The organism is Sinorhizobium sp. 8-89 (assembly GCF_030124325.1).
Lineage (GTDB): Bacteria > Pseudomonadota > Alphaproteobacteria > Rhizobiales > Rhizobiaceae > Sinorhizobium.
The window spans coordinates 41,770-57,048 of sequence record NZ_JASKLR010000026.1; the positions used below are offsets into that span (position 1 = coordinate 41,770).

The window sequence follows — 15,279 nt, forward strand, 5'->3', positions numbered from 1 at the left end:
GCAATCAGTAGGTAACATTTGGGAGTTGGTGCCGCCTCGCGACGAGGAAGCATCAAAATTCGTGCCAGCTACGCAGAGGGTCGCTCAGCAGGAATTATGCCTGGACTATCAACAGGTTAAATGAGAAGCAGGAAACCAGGCCGAACCGCATTGGTCGCACACGCGACAAACCAGACAGTCGGTGGCGGCTACACGCGTTTTCCTATGAGTTGCGGACGGGACGCCAACTAACGACGGAACTGCAGGCTGTAGCATCGTGTTTAGTATTGCAGCCACAATCTTCCACTTCGGGAGACGAAGCGGAGTCTTGACCGCCACCAGTGCGGCAGAAGTGGTCCTCCCCGGGCCCACCGAAGCGGTGAAGCTAGAGCCTGAGCCTGACGCTATGCGCGACCCGGATCCGCCGCTTTTGCGCTACGGCACCGGACGAACTCGCCAGCCCCCCTACTCTACTCATGAGGAGGAAGGCTCCTCCCGCCGAGGACGTCGATTCCTTGCCCCAGAGCCGCCGGCCTCAAGCTGAGCTGGCCCGAGAGACGTCTAATGCTGTGGCGGGCGCCGCGCAACAGGCTCTGCCACGAAGGGGCAGCGGCGCGTCCGCATCGAACCGAGGGCGTGCATCGCATGCGATCATCGCCCGCGTCGGCGCCGAGCGCACAGGTGCCCAATTGGCTCAAGTTCTGCTCAACGCGCGCTGACTCCAGTTTGCGGTGCCTGTTATGATGGCGCCGAAAACGTCGCCGTCAGTGCGCCAACCGGGCTGGAACGATTGCGCCAGGATCGAAGAGATCAACGCCGCGAGTGTCATGACGAAATCCGTCGCCTGCATCGGGCCGGCATGTCGCCCCGTCTCGGCGTAGGCGGAACTCCTCTTCATGCGGCCCCTCCTCCACTACAAACCGATATTCTTGCAGTTTGGTGACAAACTCAAATGATAGTTGTGTGACGGGCCAGAGAATGAAGGGACTGAAAGGAGCGGAAACCCTTCGCAGATCGGTCCTCCTGTGACGCTCAAACACCGCCCTGCGCCCCGACCGCTCTTCCTTTGCCGGTCGGCCGCAGTGCGTCCGGCCGCCCGATCAGCGGTCCAGGAGATGTCTTCGAGGAAGAACGAAGACAGACCAAGGCCGGTCCCCATCCCTGGAAAAGGACCCCTCCCCGATGTATCTCATAAGGGTCCATCCCCGTGCAAGAATAACCGACATCGACGAAATCGATAATTGTTGACGAGGCCGCCAACGATAACGGCGCCATGGGCTCGATAGTCGAGAACATCAAAACGCTGAACCCGGTCGATCATTGGAGGGGTATTAAACGCCTCAGCTGCGGCATCGAATGTGCCGGGGAGGTCAATGCACTTTCGCGAAAACTTCCTCGACGCCGCCATCGCGGCCCCTGCGGTCGCGCCACCGGCATGCCCTTCGATCCCGCAAGATGTGGGGAATGGCTCCGTGACCGGTGCTGACGTTCCAGTCGAGCGTGATGCCGCCACCGACGGTCCGCAGAAAGAGCTGGCCGATCTGGTGACGCAAGGTTGTTGTGCCGCTGGAGCGCTCGCCGCGAGACGACGCCGGCTGAGAGCGGCGCATCATCCGGGGCCATTTCGGGCGTCGATCTGTTCGGGTGCCTCCTTCAACTCGCCCGTCGAGGCGGGGCTCGGTTACGTGGCAGACGCTGCCAGCCCATCAACCCTGTTCCGCAACCAGCACCGAGAACAGGGTATGACGAGCCGGCTTTCCGCGTCTGCCCCTGCTGCCTCGCCCTCGACGAAGAGGGCGAGCTGAAGGAGGCACCAATGACCACAGATTCCACGAGCCCGATCCGGACCGATATCTACGAGCGCGTCACCAGCCAGATCATCGCCGCCATCGAGGCCGGCGCCGGCGAGTACCGGATGCCCTGGCATCACGACGGATCGGCCATCACGACACCCTACAACATCGCCTCGCGTAAGGCCTATCGCGGCGTAAACATCCTCTCGCTCTGGGCCGCGGCGCATGCTGCAGGCTATCCCGCCGGCATCTGGGGCACCTACCGCCAATGGCAGGCGCTCGGCGCCCAGGTTCGCAAGGGCGAGCGCGGCCATCTCGTCGTGTTCTGGAAGACCACCGATCGCCACGGCGAGCCCGATGATCGAGACGGTGACGAAGACAACGACCAGCCCGCACGGCGCCTGTTCGCCCGCGGCTACACGGTTTTCAACTGCGCGCAGGTTGACGGTTACACGCCGCCCGAGGTGCCGGCACTGCCCGAAGCCGAACGGATCGAACAGGCCGAACGGTTTTGCGCGGCGCTGGGCATCGACATCCGCCATGGGGGATCACAGGCCTACTATCGCCCATCAACCGACCATGTGCAGATGCCCGAGTTCGCTTGCTTTTGCGACGCGGTCGCCTATTACGCCGTGCTGCTCCATGAATGCGGACACGCCTCCGGCGCCCAGCATCGCCTCGACCGCGATCTTTCCGGACGGTTCGGCTCGGCCGCCTACGCCATGGAGGAATGCACGGTCGAGCTCTTGAGCGCGATGATCTGCGCCGATCTCAACCTTAGCGTCGAGCCGCGACCCGACCATGCCCGCTACATCGTCTCTTGGCTCGAAGTGCTTCGTTCCGACTCGCGCGCCATCTTCACCGCCGCAAGCAAGGCGCAGCAGATCGCCGATTGGATGCACGCGCAGCAAGCCGGCGCTCGCCAGCATGAGGTCAGGGGCGCCGCATAGGCGCCTCCAAAGGACCAATTGACCGCCGATCCCCGAAAGCATCTCGATCAGCGGGCATTCCGGCACCGCTCCCGGTAAACAAGTCAAGGGTTCGGACACGTTTTAGGAGCACTTTCGTGTCGCGAGTCCCAATGGGCATCAGCGATTGCGGACTTCTATCCACTCATTGGCTTGTGCCAGAGTGTCAGCATCAAGCCCGCCAGCCCATTGGCCTCGGGTCTGACGCCAACAGCAGTAGTTCAGGAAAATCTCGTCTCGGCGGCCTAGCATCCGATCGGTCCAATTAACCTCAAGGACATCTTAGGAGAACGCGCCAAAGGCGAGCCCAATCGCGAGGCCATCGTGCTGATAGGAGGCAACTCCCCCGTCGGTCGGGTTTATCGACATCAAGGTAAATGCCATGACTTTAGGAGAGGCAACGCCAGAGCAATATTCTAGTTGGCCAAGGCAGGGACGGCGCTCGCCATTGCCCGTTTCTCGTTGATCCGCCGGCATAGGCCACGTCTCCGCGGGCTCGATGAGGCATGTCTGATTGGAGAACGGCTTCGCCTCGATCGTCCTCCCGCAACGGCCGGCCGCAATTTTCTTACCCCTGCCGGTACCCACCCCACTCGACAGGTCGAGCGGGGGACCCCGGGTCCGCCGCCATTCCTCGCCGACTAACAAATTTGCGACTTGCCGCCCTCCACGCTGTTCCGGCCCTATGGGTACGGTCCGATCATCCCCGATCCTTGCGACAGCCATCGAGGCCGCAAAGGGCGCGGCCCGAAACCAACGAAAGGAACATGAAAATGGCAACCATCGGCACCTTCACCTCCACCGAAAACGGGTTCAACGGCTCGATCCGCACACTCGCCCTCAACGTCAATGCCCGTATCGCCCGCATTGAGAACCCCTCCGACAAGGGCCCGCACTTCCGCATCTACGCCGGCAACGTCGATTGTGCTGAGAGTGGGATTATGCGGAGCCTCAATCGATGACGGCTGGATTTGCCGGTAGTTGCGGCGGATTTCTGCTCCGCATAATTCCGAGGCGTGGAAGGCAGGCTTCCGTCAGACCTTCGACAAACTTGTCCATTTTCTATTCCAAGCCTCAAGAATTGGCGATGTCGCGCAGATAGCTCCACGGATAGATGCCGCGGTCATGGCCATCGGAAAAACCCAGGCGCACGGCGTAGGAGCCGATTGCCTCGGCGCTCGTGATGGTCACGTCGTCGAACGAATCCTCCCTGCCCTCGATGGAGGATCGGACATGATGAGCCGCTCAGCTGAGTGCACGCAATCGTGAGGCAGCTATGGAGGAGAAATTGCCGTCATCCCACGTGATCGCGAGTGACCGGCGCTCGGCGTTGATTCTGAGTTCCAAAGGTATCATGGCGTTTCCTGATCGTTCGACGCCATTGTAGGAATCGGCCCCGATTGGACACGCAATAAATTGCCTGATCGGCCGCCGCGGTGAAAAGGCGGCGGCGCCCCTCCCTTCCCTGCCGCATTGCTGACTTGTCACCCTACTGCGGGAGGCGAAAATGGTCGTCGACCCGGCGCAGGTGGCGCGTTTCCCTCGCCCCAAGGCGATCGGTCGGGCGATAGCTGTCGACGAGGCCCGCCTGCTTCACATCCACCGTCACGTCACTCTGTTCGGAACGGCCGGATCGGGGTCGGCGTAGAGCGAATCCGCCGGACAACAGACCTCGCACATGAAGCAGGTTTGGCAATCGCTCTGACGGGCGATGATCGCGGTGCCATCGACAGCGGCGTCGAATACGTTGGTCGGGCAAACTGTGATGCAATGATTGCAGTGCAGGTTTCAGTATCAAGCCGGCTGGCGATGGGTCCGGCAACAGCGACAACCCTATCGGCCAAGTTGGTAGTCATATGGGCGGGTGCCGGAAGTCCCGGGAGACGATATGGTCACTGCCTCCAATGTAATCTCGCCGCAGAATTTCCATCAGGGGTGGCGGGAACGACCGTTTCGCCGCGCGTGATTCGGCTCATGGCTGTTGCTGATCGCTGTAATTTGCCGCCGCCGATATTGCCGCAGCCTCTGCGATCGTCGCTCTCGCTAGTTTAGGACCAGGGGCGCACCGGTGGCTGCTCTCGGGAAAAGCTCGTCGTGCGGTGGTCGCCCGATGGGCAAACGTTTGCTCGATGACCTTAGAAGGTCGAACAAGGCATATCCCGTCTGCCAGCGACCGAAGCCGCTTGCGATGTTGATATGCCCGGCCTCGCCAAGATCTATGAGCGCACTACCCCAGCATCGGGCCGTAAGCCGGACTCTTTCCACCGACATATAGGGATCATTGATACTTGCGACGACGAGGCTCGGGAACGGCAGTCGTGAACGTGGCATACCGCCGAAGTTGATCACGCAGGGATGCAGCTTCTCCGTCGTTTCGAGGTCACAAGGCGCCACCAGCAGCGCGCCGCGAACGCGGGATGTGAGGCGGTGGCTCGCAAGGTTTGCTGCAAGCAAGCAGCCGAGGCTATGGGCGACGAGCCCGACATCGCCGGGGGCGGCTTCGATCGCCCTTTCCAGGCACCCCATCCAACTATCCAGGTCGGGACAGGTCCAACTGTCCTGCTCGACCACGCGGCTGCCTGCGTTGTCCCGCGCCCAGTGGGCCTGCCAATGATCATCGGGCGATCCGTTCAGCCCCGGAAGAATGAGAGTTTCGGTGTCCGGAATCAGCGGCTTCATGCGAACAACCTCCTTCTGAATGGCCGGCCACCACCTACGACGGCTGCGCCCAATCCTTCCACGCACTCGTCGAGCAGCAGGCTTCTCTGTCACCGGCAGCGGAGTTGCATCCATCTCCGATGCTGACGAGACCATGGCTGTCCCTATACCTCGTTCAGAATTCGCGCCTGAAACGCGACGGCTGACGTGTCCGCCGGCCCGCGACGCGGGCGGTGAAGGTCGATCGGAATGTCGAGGGCGATCCCGCCGTCGCGCAGGACGATCACCCGATCGGCAAGCGCGACTGCCTCCGCAACATCGTGCGTGATCAGAACCGTCGTAAAGCCGTGCTCGTGCCAGATGCGTTCGAGCAGGCGGTGCATCTCCGTGCGCGTGAGGGCATCGAGCGCGCCGAATGGTTCGTCCAGCAGAAGCACGCCCGGCCGGCTGACCAAGGCGCGTGCGAGGGCGACGCGTTGGGCCTGGCCGCCCGAGAGGACAGCCGGCCAGTCATTCGCCCGATCCGCGAGCCCGACATCGGCAAGAGCCGCCGCGGCGCTGTCGCGCCAGTTCTTTGCCCGCGCGATCCCGACGTTGCTGATCACCCGATGCCAGGGAAGCAGCCTCGCATCCTGAAACAGCAGCCGCACATTCGACTGAAGCGAATTCACCTCAGCACCGCCCACTGAAATCGTACCGCTGCTCGAACGGTCGAGGCCCGCAATGAGACGCAGAAGCGTGGACTTGCCGCAACCGGACCGCCCGACGATCGCCAGCAACTGGCCGGCAGGAATCTCAAGATTCAAGCGCGAGAGCACATGTCTGCGCCCGAACGACTTCGATAGTCCTTCGAGCAACACGGCCTGCCCATTTACCCGCCGCTCCTCTTGCTTCCGCGGCTTCAACGCGCGGACGACGTTCCGTTCGGTCGGGCCCGGCGATTCCCGGAGTACTGACCGTTCACGCAAACGAAGGTCGGATGCGGGCTCGCTCATGATGTCGCTTCCCTGGTTGCGTTTAGTCGGTAGGCGGGATGCCAGGCGAGCGCGCGGGCCTCGATCAGCCGAGTAATGGTGTCGGCAAGCTTGCCGAGCAGCGCGTAGACAATGACGCCGAGCACGACGACGTCGGTCTGCAGAAACTCCCGCGCGTTCATGGTCATGTAGCCAATACCCGACGTCGACGAGATCGTCTCGGCGACGATGAGTGTCAACCACATGATGCCGAGCGAAAATCGCAGACCGATCAGTATCGATGGCAAAGCGCCGGGAAGGATAACCCGCCAGAACAGAGCCAGGCGGCCGAGCCCATAGACACGCGCCATCTCGATCAAGCGGACGTCGATCGTGCGAATTCCATGAAAGGTGTTCAGGTAAAGGGGAAAGGCGGTTCCGATTGCCACGAGAAAGATCTTCGCCTCCTCGCCTATTCCGAACCACAGGATGACGAGCGGAATGATGGCGAGATGCGGTACATTGCGGAGCATCTGCATCGAGGAGTCGAACACGACCTCGATGAGGCGCGAAATTCCGGCAAAGATCCCAAGGACGAAGCCGATCCCGCCACCGATTGCGAGGCCTTTCAACGCCCGCTCTGTCGAGATCGCGGCATTTGTCGGGAGCGTGCCGTTGCGCACGCTTTCCGCAAAGGCGGCAGCGACAGCGCTCGGTGCCGGCAGGAGACGGGTCGACAGGACGCCACTGCGCGAGGCGATCTCCCATACGACCAGAAGACCGAGCGGCAGCGCCCAGGAAGCGATGAACGTGAGTGCTGTCGCGCTTCGGGTTTGAGCTGGACGAATTGCCATCAGGACGTCTTTCTTCCTAGCTGTTTCGCTGCCGACGGTCACTTCTCCACCGCGTCGGCGATCTTGATTGCCGTCGGAATGAGACCGAGCTCATGAAACACGTCGGCGATCTTCTGTTGTGCGGCGACCACCTCCGGCGTGATCGGCTTCACTCCATACTGGCGCCGCTCGACGGCCACTTCGAGCACGTCTTTGGGAAGGCCGAGTGCTGGAGAAAACTGCTCGGCAACGTCGCTGCGATTGGCATTAATCCAAGTGTCGACCTCGCCGAGCGACGCGACGATAGTCTCAACCACTTGGGGGTGCGTATCGATGAAGTTGCGGGAGGCGAGATAGAACTCGTGGTTGTCCACCACGCCGGTACCATTCGCGAGCTGCCTTGCGCCTGTAGCGGCCTCCGCGGCAGCGAGGAAAGGTTCCCAGATTACCCAAGCGTCAACCGCCCCCTTTTCAAAGGCGGCACGCGCGTCCGCCGGCGGCAGGAACGAAACGTCAATGTCGGAATAGGAAAGCCCCGCCTTCTCGAGTGCCTTGACCAGGAGATAGTGGACGTTCGAGCCTTTGTTCAGCGCGACCTTCTTGCCCTTGAGATCGGCAACTCCCTTGAGCGGGCTGTCCTTCGGGACGATGATCGCCTCCGCTTCCGGGGCCGCCGGCTCATAGCCGACATAGACGAGCGGAGCTCCGGCCGCTTGCGCAAAGATGGGAGGCGCCTCACCCGTAGTACCGAAATCGACGGACCCGACGTTGAGGGCCTCTAGGAGTTGCGGCCCAGCCGGAAATTCCGTCCACTCGACCGTATAGCCCTGCGGCTTCAGCCTTTCCTCGAGCAGGCCCTTTGCCTTTAGCAGAATGAGGGTGCCGTACTTCTGGAACCCGATCCTGACGATCTTGTCCTCGGCCTTAGCAACTGTGGCGAGGCTGAGAGCGATGCTCCCGGCGAGAGCAATCTTAGCAAGGTACCGTATAGCTGCGTTCATCGAATAGTCTCCCAGGCAGTACTTCCTAACCGGGGCAAGGCTGCCATCTGCGCCCCACGCGTGCGGAAGCTGCAATGGAGATTGCCGATGTGGAACCCTAACGGCTCGAAGACATCTGTCTCAAATAATAATCTACCAATATTATCTAGATAATAGACAATATTTTTCGGCAAGGGGTGAAAAATGCCTGCTGTCGATTTTCAGACCTCGCGCCACATCAACCTCGGTGGGTAGGAGATTTCTCGGAATTAGGGCATAATTCCACGCGAAATTCACTTGCACATTAAATCGCCAAAACCTATTTACTTAGTCAGAAATAGTAGGTTTTCGCCTCCCGCACGTTGCCGCTCGGCACGTGCAACATCGACACCATCCGAGTTCCAGAATGCTTACGAAAAAGGGCAAGTACGGATTGAAGGCGCTGGTTGATCTGGCACGCCTCGATCCCGGCGAAACGGCGTTCGTGACGGAGATCGCCAAGCGCAACAACCTGCCGAAGAAGTTCCTTGACACAATTCTGCTCGAGCTTCGCAATGTGGGAATCCTGCGATCGAAAAAGGGCCCAAACGGCGGTTACGCTCTCTCGAGGCCAGCCTCGGAGATCATGATCGGCCAGGTAATCCGCGCACTCGACGGACCACTCGCCCCCATCCGCTGCGCGAGCCGGACCGCTTTCGAGGCCTGTGACGATTGCAACGATCCGGTCGGCTGTCAGGTGCGATTGTCGATGACGGAGGTTCGCGACGCGATCGCGACCATCCTCGACAACATGACGCTTGCTCAGTTCGTCGCCAAAGATGGTGCGGATGCCGATAGCTATACCGAAACGCTCATCGCCGGCGAGTGAAGCGGTCTTGCCTGCGGCAACAGCAGCGCCACGCTAATCCGTCAAAAGTGTCCGTCCGAGTTGGGCGAGCAGGCGGTCGCTGTCGCGCGCGCGATGGCAGTCAGGTAGAGCAGCGAATTCAAGTGCAGAAGCGCTGCGGCATACATGGAACACGCCAGCCGGGGAGGGATTGACCTGCGCCAGATCAAGCGCGGTCGCTGCCCGATCTATCAGCGCTGCCAGTATTTCGATATCCACCTGGAGCTTTCCGATCCGCTCGTCCCATGGGCGGTCGCCGGAACGGACGCCGCCCCGCCAAAGCGCCAGATCTGCACCGAGGCGCTGGCGTTTCTCGCCCAGGATTGTCGAAGCATGCAGGATCGTCCCCAGTGACTGCGAAAGCGGCAGCGCATCTTCGTGCAAAGCAAGCACCGCGTCCGCGGGCACATGGGCCTCGTCGAGTCGGTAGCGCGCCGGCTGGCTCCCGGCGACGAGTTCGGTGCGCGTGCTGCCCCGTTGAACCAGGAGCAGGCTGAGCAACTTGGCCTCGCTACTGGCGAGCACTGCAAACCAGTCCGGAACGCCAAGACTGGCCACCTCGAGCGCGCCGCTTAGTCTGAACCCTATGCCATCGGTGAAATAGCGCTGGCTCGCCGTATGCTCTCCAATGCCTCCACACGACAGCCTTTCACCCGATTCCACGTGCAGATAAATGCTGCGTCGTTGTTCTTCGCTGCCGGAGTTGCGAACCAGTTCAAGCGCGCGAAAATGCTGGACCAGAGCGCGTGCGGCAGCCGGCTGCACTTGCGCAATCTGCGATACCACTTGTGCTATCAAGCCGTTCGATACGTCCGCGCCATCAAAGTCGCTCGGAATGGATATGGCAAGCAGGCCTGAACTCACCAGCGACTCGACCAGGAGGGCTGCGGGAGCATCAGTACCGAGCGCGATGACCTCGCCGGCCGCGGTAAGCACCTCTTCGTCGGAGGCGATGCGAAGCGGCGCCGGTCGCGGGCGCTCATGCAGATGTGTAATGGATCCCATCTCAGATGCATCCTCCCTGATGATAGCCAGCCGGACAGGCGGTTTTCGCATTGTCAGGCGCTGCCGAGGGCTTGGACCCGATCGGCTCCAGCCCAAGACACGAGCGCGGAAAACCGCTCCACACTCTTCCTCTCCCGCTTAGAGAACGGGAAAGAGACCCCAGAACAGCGCCTGTTCGTGTTCTCGCTCCTCTTCGGATCGGACGCCTGGGACGGTTTCGTTGTTATCCTGCTTTTTCGCAGCCGCGCTCGCGGAGCGGATGTCGCACGCCTCGGCTCGCCTGCGCCAAGGGGCGAGAAGATCGAAGGAAAAGTTCACCATACCGAGCGGCATTTGACCATTCCTCTCGCTTGAACCGTTTTGAGGCGGCGCACACTTTCGCCGCGTTCTGGTTATTCGTCAATAATTCGATATAAACTGTGCGGTATGTGCGACGTCTGGTAGACGGCTAGCCACCGAGCGCGAGGTATCGGCCATCGCGGTAAACCAGCGAGCCGCCATTGCCAATCCGAATACCAACGACGCGGCCAAGCACGATCGCATGGCTGTGGCGTTCGATCGCCTCCTCGACTTCGCAGTCTATTGCCGCCGCCGCATCCTCGAGGACCGGCGCGCCGCTCACGAGGCGCGTCCATGCGCCGCCGCGGTAGCGGTCCACCCCTTTCAGTCCGCCGCGGCCGGCAAACTGGTTGGCAAGTGCTTCGTGCGACGAGCCGACGACGTTGACGCAGAAGTGGCCGAAACGCTCAACGACGGGCCAGGTCGATGATGATCGATTGAGGGAAACGAGCATGCGCGGCGGTTCGACGGATAGGGCCGTCGCCGAGGTGACCGTGGCTCCGGTGCGTATTTCGCCCTCCCCCGCTGTTATGATGCTGACGCCGCCACCCAAAGCGCGCAGCGCCGCCTTCAAACCGTCAGCATCGACGGGACGGTTTGCTGAATGGCTGGTTATTCTTTCGACATCAAATGTCCGCACGGACGATTGAACCGACATCTATCACTCCCTCTGTTCAGGAATTCCACCTTCGCCAGATCAGCAGCCCGCGCGCGGGCCATTCGCTAGTTGCCCAAGCGAAAGTCAGGAGCCTGCCACGACCCGCAGATTGCCGCCGTGTCCGCCGCCGCCAAAAACCTGCCGCTCACCGAAGGACGAGCGGATCTGGTTGCGCGGGCCACCGAGGCCTATTTCCGGGAACAGCAGTTCGGACACGCGATAGGCTTCCTCAAGATGGGGATAGCCGGAGGCGATGACCGTATCGATGCCGAGGGCCTGGTATTCCTTCAGGCGCGCTGCGACCGTCTTCGGCGAGCCTACGAGCGCGGTCCCCGCGCCCGAGCGGACGAGTCCGATGCCGGCCCAAAGATTGGGCGAAACCTCGAGCTTGTCGCGGCGGCCCCCGTGAAGCGCCAGCATGCGCGCCTGCCCGACGGAATCGGAATTTTTCGCAAATCCTTCCTGCGCGGCAGCGATCGTCTTGTCGGAGAGCTTGGAAATCAGTCGGTCGGCGGCGGCCCAGGCTTCGTCGTCGGTTTCGCGCACGATGAAGTGCAGGCGGATGCCGAAGGTCACTTCACGCCCTTTGGCGGCAGCAACCTTGCGCACTTTGGCGACCTTTTCGCCGACCTGGTCCGGCGTCTCGCCCCACGTGAGATATTTGTCGACGAGACCGGCGGAAAACTCGATGGCTGCATCGGACGATCCACCGAAATAGAGCGGCGGGCGCGGTTCCTGTACCGGCGGGAAACCGAGCTGTGCATCGTGAGCCTTTATGTACTTGCCATCCAGCTTGGCCTTGCCGGTCTCGAGGAGCCGATTGAAGACCTGGAAGAACTCGTCCGCATGCTCGTACCGCTCGTCATGTGCAAGAAAGACCCCGTCGCCGGCGAGCTCCTGGGCGCTTCCACCCGCGACGATATTGAGGAGCAGACGGCCATGCGAGACGCGGTCGAGCGTCGAGGCGAGGCGAGCATAGTAGGCAGGCGAGGCGATTCCGGGGCGAATAGCAACGAGGAATTTAAGCTTTTCCGTGAAGGCCGCCAGGTTGGCCGCAAGAATGAAGGATTCCTCACAGGCTATTCCGGTCGGGATGAGCACGCCGGAATAGCCCAGCCGGTCGACAGCCGACGCGATCTCGCGGAAATAGCCGGGATCGGAGGGCCGGCTCAGATCATCGGATCCGAGATAGGCGCCGTCGCCCGAGGAGGGAATGAACCAAAGGAAATCAAGCGGTTTGTCAGTCTTGGTCATTTTCTATCCTTTCAGCCGCAAAGCGCCAGCGCGCGCCTGCGAGTTATCGTGACCCGCCTCAATCTTTCACCGAACCGCAGCGCATCACCGATCATGTGGTGATAATATGATAATCTATAGTTTTACTAAGCAATATTTTTTCAAAGAGAAGACCTTCCCGGAGATTATCCGTCACACTCGGATCAGTACGCGAATGCCTGTGCTATCCCCTCGCCGCCCAACCGCCCTGGCCGGTTTGGCTGGCCGGCGCATCGACCGCCAAGAGCGCTTCCACTTCACGGGCAACGAAAACCGCATGCTCGGTCACCTGCGGGAGCCCCATCAGTTCGCCAAAGGTGCCGCGTGCGAGCGGCCCCGCTATGAGCAAGCTTGGGTCGGCAAGGCCATTGGCGCCGATGGCGCGCGCCTGGAGATCGCAAGCAATGCCGAGCCCGGTTTCGCATGGTGTTAGTGCGCCGGCCTCTTCCAACGCTGCAAGGAAGGGCTGGGATCGGAGAATGCCTCCGTGAGCGGGACCGGTGGTGACGAGGATGGCGTCTGCCGCAATCCGGCGCCGTGCGCCCGGCCCCCTCTCCTTCAAGTCGACCACGATCTCCTGCCTTTCAATCGCCGCAGATACGATGGAGGCAGCTAGAATGTTCAGCCTGCCGCTTTCCACCGCGCGATCGATCACCGTTTCGACCTGTGGCGCTATACGGAAGCGGTGGACGTCCCAATAGGGCCGCCCAAGTCGGGCGATGCGCCGGCGCTCAACGACGGGTAGGGCCTGCCAGATCTGCTGGCCTTGCGCCCGCAGGGCATCGAGGACGGGATGCCAGTCGAGCCCCTGTTGCCGGGCCGCGTGAAGCGCCTGGCGGATGCGACGAAGAAGTTCGGAGGCGTGGGTGATCGGTTCGGAGACAAAGTCGCCATAAGGATCCTGCGCGAGGGCGGGATGGCCTCGGGACCGCAGGCCCCGACGCGAGATGGAAATGATCGCGCCATGATGGCCCCGGTGCTCGAGCGCGGCGACGACATCGGCTGACGTCAGACCGTTGCCGATTATGAGGACCCGATCCGCTGGCGCAATGACCTCGAACGCTCCGGCCTTCGTCGGATCGGCCACCAGCTTCGGATGTGACAGCACGGGCAGCAGGGCTTTCGGCAAAGCGGGCGGCGGATGACTGACCGCGATCACCACGATGTCGGCCACCAGTTCCTCACCGTTGCTGGTGGAGATCGTCCACTGGCCCGTCGAGCGTCTGATGCCGAGCACCTGGGCGCGTCGGTGCTCGATCGCCCCGCTCGAGAGATAAGGCGCAAGCTCGCTCGCCACATAATCACCGAACACGGATCGGCGCGGATAGGCGACGCCGTCCGCGGTGATGGCATCCGGGTCGCCGGCGAGCGCATTTGCCCGTTCCAGATAGGCGACGAAACTCTCCGGCTCGTCCGGATAGAGGCTCATTCTGCCGGCGGGTACATTGATCCGATTCGTCAGTTCAGCCGTGTCGTAAGCGAGGCCGGCACCGAGCCTGGGGCGCGGTTCAAACACGACCACGCGGGCCTCTGGCCGCTCGCTGCGTGCCAGATGCAGTGCGACGGCGGCACCGCTGAAGCCGCCTCCGACGATGGCCAGGACTGGCAAAGGCTCGAATTTCCGCATGTAGGCCCCCCCCAGTTCCCGCGCCCGGGGCGCGGTCGAAAAGACACCTCAAATGTCAAATGGCGCCGTGCCGCGGCGGCAACAGCCCGTTCAGGTAATAGTTGCCGATATGATGATACTTCCACCGCACCGGATCGTGCAGCGAATGGGTGCGGGCATTGCGCCAGAAGCGGTCAAGGCCGTAGCTCTCGAGGGTCGAGCGCGTTCCGCCGAGTTCGATCAGCTTCGTCGACGCAAGCTGGGCGACTTCCGTCCCGAGCGCCTTGACCTCCGCGACGGCGATCGATGCGGCCGCAACCGTGCCTTCCGTTGGATTTTCCCTCGTGACGTCGAGTAGCCGGCCAGCGCGGGAAAGCAGCGCGTCAGCCGCATGCACACGGATCGAGACGTCTCCAACCGCATGGATCGTGTGCGGGTCCTCGTATCCGTGCTCGATCGAGAGCTCGAAGAACGGCCGGGCATGCGCCCGCACATAGGAGATCGTTTCCGCAAGAGCGCCGCGGGCGATCCCGACCTGCACTGCCGAATGAATGATCTGTGCGAAGGGTCCCATCGGCGTCGACCGCTCGAAAACCCCATCGTGATCGACGATCTGGAAGGGCGTGATCTCGACGTCATCGAAGGTGACTGTGCCGCTTCCCGTCGACCGTTGGCCGAACGAACTCCAGTCGTCGACGAGATCAAGGCCTGGGGTTGCCCGATCGATGAAGACGAGATGCACCCGGCCGGCCTCGTCCTTCGCCACGGCGACGACGATGTGGGCAAAAAGCGAACCGGTCGAGTAGAATTTCTGCCCGTCGAGCAGCAGCTTTCCGTCTTGCTGGCGAAAACGTGTCTTGAAATCGACTGGCGTCTTCGTGCCGATCTCGGTGAATGCGTTGCCGAGGCGGTCTCCGTCGAGAATGCGCGCAAAGAAATGCGCCTTCTGCGCTTCGCCGCCGGCGAGTCCTAGTGCCTCCACCATGTAGTAGTGGTTCTGCGGAATCTGTCCGATGCTCGAATCGGCGGCGGAAATGATCGCCGTGACCTCGGCGAGCGTGACGGCGGAAGCGCCGGCGCCCCCATAGGCCTTCGGCACGGTGATCGCCCAAAGACCCGATTGCGAGAAGCGCTCGATCTCGGCGATCGGCAGGCGCCGCTCCCGGTCGCGCTCGGCGGCGCCGATCGCAAACTCGCGCGCGAGCTCGCGTGCGACGGCGATCGCCTCGCCGTCGTCCTTGATGCGGTGCGCCTTCACCCGACGCGGCGGGATATGGGGCGCGGGGCGGCCGGCGACGAGTGCCGCCTCCCGGTGCAGTCTGCGGTCGTTGTGGCTCATCGCTTCCCCC

Annotated in this window: 16 protein-coding genes and 1 pseudogene; 5 read left to right on the forward strand and 12 right to left on the reverse strand. The window is 62.0% G+C overall.

Annotated features, from left to right (window positions below):
• Positions 1–673: 673 nt before the first annotated feature.
• Entirely contained in the window at positions 674–877 is a 204-nt protein-coding gene (locus QN219_RS28425; protein ID WP_284003641.1) for a hypothetical protein, read from the reverse strand.
• A gap of 475 nt (positions 878–1,352) precedes the next feature.
• Here QN219_RS28425 and QN219_RS28430 point away from each other — a divergent pair, with 475 nt between their 5' ends.
• From QN219_RS28430 to QN219_RS28440, 3 genes and pseudogenes are all read left to right on the forward strand, one after another.
• Positions 1,353–1,784: a hypothetical protein gene (locus tag QN219_RS28430; protein ID WP_284003643.1), complete on the forward strand. Its 432-nt coding sequence runs from the start codon at positions 1,353–1,355 to the stop codon at positions 1,782–1,784.
• Between the two features lie 11 nt (positions 1,785–1,795).
• Positions 1,796–2,722, forward strand: coding sequence for a zincin-like metallopeptidase domain-containing protein (locus QN219_RS28435; RefSeq protein ID WP_284003644.1), 927 nt, complete (start codon positions 1,796–1,798; stop codon positions 2,720–2,722).
• A gap of 791 nt (positions 2,723–3,513) precedes the next feature.
• Positions 3,514–3,690, forward strand: a pseudogene (locus QN219_RS28440) (DUF736 family protein); the annotation flags it as partial.
• Positions 3,691–3,814: 124 nt separating this feature from the next.
• Here QN219_RS28440 and QN219_RS28445 read toward each other — a convergent pair.
• Positions 3,815–3,931 (reverse strand): gamma-butyrobetaine hydroxylase-like domain-containing protein, encoded by a 117-nt coding sequence (locus QN219_RS28445; RefSeq protein WP_284003646.1) that lies wholly within the window; start codon positions 3,929–3,931, stop codon positions 3,815–3,817.
• Positions 3,932–4,247: 316 nt separating this feature from the next.
• Between QN219_RS28445 and QN219_RS28450 the strand changes: the two genes are divergently transcribed.
• Positions 4,248–4,388, forward strand: coding sequence for a hypothetical protein (locus tag QN219_RS28450; protein ID WP_284003647.1), 141 nt, complete (start codon positions 4,248–4,250; stop codon positions 4,386–4,388).
• A 395-nt stretch (positions 4,389–4,783) separates the two neighbouring features.
• On the opposite strand, the gene QN219_RS28455 is transcribed toward QN219_RS28450, so the two are convergent.
• The 4 genes from QN219_RS28455 to QN219_RS28470 all read right to left on the reverse strand — a co-directional run bounded on the left by QN219_RS28455 (position 4,784) and on the right by QN219_RS28470 (position 8,185).
• Complete coding sequence (locus QN219_RS28455) at positions 4,784–5,419, reverse strand: alpha/beta hydrolase (protein WP_284003648.1); 636 nt, start codon at positions 5,417–5,419, stop codon at positions 4,784–4,786.
• 143 nt (positions 5,420–5,562) lie between these two features.
• Positions 5,563–6,393 (reverse strand): ATP-binding cassette domain-containing protein, encoded by an 831-nt coding sequence (locus tag QN219_RS28460; RefSeq protein WP_284003649.1) that lies wholly within the window; start codon positions 6,391–6,393, stop codon positions 5,563–5,565.
• Positions 6,390–7,205: an aliphatic sulfonate ABC transporter permease SsuC gene (gene ssuC, locus QN219_RS28465; RefSeq protein ID WP_284003650.1), complete on the reverse strand. Its 816-nt coding sequence runs from the start codon at positions 7,203–7,205 to the stop codon at positions 6,390–6,392. The genes QN219_RS28460 and ssuC overlap by 4 nt, the downstream gene beginning before the upstream one ends.
• Positions 7,206–7,243: 38 nt before the next feature.
• A complete protein-coding gene (locus tag QN219_RS28470) occupies positions 7,244–8,185 on the reverse strand; it encodes a sulfonate ABC transporter substrate-binding protein (RefSeq protein WP_284003651.1) in 942 nt (313 codons plus the stop codon).
• A 385-nt stretch (positions 8,186–8,570) separates the two neighbouring features.
• Here QN219_RS28470 and QN219_RS28475 point away from each other — a divergent pair, with 385 nt between their 5' ends.
• On the forward strand, positions 8,571–9,032 hold the full coding sequence (locus QN219_RS28475; RefSeq protein WP_284003653.1) for an Rrf2 family transcriptional regulator: 462 nt from the start codon (positions 8,571–8,573) through the stop codon (positions 9,030–9,032).
• A gap of 33 nt (positions 9,033–9,065) precedes the next feature.
• Here QN219_RS28475 and QN219_RS28480 read toward each other — a convergent pair whose 3' ends face one another.
• From QN219_RS28480 to QN219_RS28505, 6 genes are all read right to left on the reverse strand, one after another.
• Positions 9,066–10,055 carry an acyl-CoA dehydrogenase family protein gene (locus tag QN219_RS28480; RefSeq protein ID WP_284003655.1) on the reverse strand — a complete coding sequence of 330 codons (990 nt, stop codon included), beginning with the start codon at positions 10,053–10,055 and terminating at the stop codon, positions 9,066–9,068.
• Positions 10,056–10,193: 138 nt separating this feature from the next.
• Positions 10,194–10,388: a hypothetical protein gene (locus QN219_RS28485; protein WP_284003656.1), complete on the reverse strand. Its 195-nt coding sequence runs from the start codon at positions 10,386–10,388 to the stop codon at positions 10,194–10,196.
• A gap of 115 nt (positions 10,389–10,503) precedes the next feature.
• Positions 10,504–11,052: a flavin reductase family protein gene (locus QN219_RS28490; protein WP_284003658.1), complete on the reverse strand. Its 549-nt coding sequence runs from the start codon at positions 11,050–11,052 to the stop codon at positions 10,504–10,506.
• A gap of 84 nt (positions 11,053–11,136) precedes the next feature.
• A complete protein-coding gene (ssuD, locus tag QN219_RS28495) occupies positions 11,137–12,306 on the reverse strand; it encodes an FMNH2-dependent alkanesulfonate monooxygenase (RefSeq protein WP_284003659.1) in 1,170 nt (389 codons plus the stop codon).
• A gap of 202 nt (positions 12,307–12,508) precedes the next feature.
• Positions 12,509–13,951, reverse strand: coding sequence for an FAD/NAD(P)-binding protein (locus QN219_RS28500; RefSeq protein WP_284003660.1), 1,443 nt, complete (start codon positions 13,949–13,951; stop codon positions 12,509–12,511).
• 55 nt (positions 13,952–14,006) lie between these two features.
• The gene (locus QN219_RS28505) at positions 14,007–15,269 is read right to left on the reverse strand and encodes an SfnB family sulfur acquisition oxidoreductase (RefSeq protein ID WP_284003662.1); all 1,263 of its coding nucleotides are present in this window, start codon (positions 15,267–15,269) and stop codon (positions 14,007–14,009) included.
• Between the last annotated feature and the right edge of the window lie 10 nt (positions 15,270–15,279).

Bases quoted from the DNA above. Each gene is read 5' to 3' on its own strand.
- QN219_RS28425 (WP_284003641.1), bottom strand. From the start codon at position 877: ATGAAGAGGAGTTCCGCCTACGCCGAGACGGGGCGACATGCCGGCCCG.
- QN219_RS28430 (WP_284003643.1), top strand. From the start codon at position 1,353: ATGCACTTTCGCGAAAACTTCCTCGACGCCGCCATCGCGGCCCCTGCG.
- QN219_RS28435 (WP_284003644.1), top strand. From the start codon at position 1,796: ATGACCACAGATTCCACGAGCCCGATCCGGACCGATATCTACGAGCGC.
- QN219_RS28450 (WP_284003647.1), top strand. From the start codon at position 4,248: ATGGTCGTCGACCCGGCGCAGGTGGCGCGTTTCCCTCGCCCCAAGGCG.
- QN219_RS28455 (WP_284003648.1), bottom strand. From the start codon at position 5,419: ATGAAGCCGCTGATTCCGGACACCGAAACTCTCATTCTTCCGGGGCTG.
- QN219_RS28460 (WP_284003649.1), bottom strand. From the start codon at position 6,393: ATGAGCGAGCCCGCATCCGACCTTCGTTTGCGTGAACGGTCAGTACTC.
- ssuC (WP_284003650.1), bottom strand. From the start codon at position 7,205: ATGGCAATTCGTCCAGCTCAAACCCGAAGCGCGACAGCACTCACGTTC.
- QN219_RS28470 (WP_284003651.1), bottom strand. From the start codon at position 8,185: ATGAACGCAGCTATACGGTACCTTGCTAAGATTGCTCTCGCCGGGAGC.
- QN219_RS28475 (WP_284003653.1), top strand. From the start codon at position 8,571: ATGCTTACGAAAAAGGGCAAGTACGGATTGAAGGCGCTGGTTGATCTG.
- QN219_RS28480 (WP_284003655.1), bottom strand. From the start codon at position 10,055: ATGGGATCCATTACACATCTGCATGAGCGCCCGCGACCGGCGCCGCTT.
- QN219_RS28485 (WP_284003656.1), bottom strand. From the start codon at position 10,388: ATGCCGCTCGGTATGGTGAACTTTTCCTTCGATCTTCTCGCCCCTTGG.
- QN219_RS28490 (WP_284003658.1), bottom strand. From the start codon at position 11,052: ATGTCGGTTCAATCGTCCGTGCGGACATTTGATGTCGAAAGAATAACC.
- ssuD (WP_284003659.1), bottom strand. From the start codon at position 12,306: ATGACCAAGACTGACAAACCGCTTGATTTCCTTTGGTTCATTCCCTCC.
- QN219_RS28500 (WP_284003660.1), bottom strand. From the start codon at position 13,951: ATGCGGAAATTCGAGCCTTTGCCAGTCCTGGCCATCGTCGGAGGCGGC.
- QN219_RS28505 (WP_284003662.1), bottom strand. From the start codon at position 15,269: ATGAGCCACAACGACCGCAGACTGCACCGGGAGGCGGCACTCGTCGCC.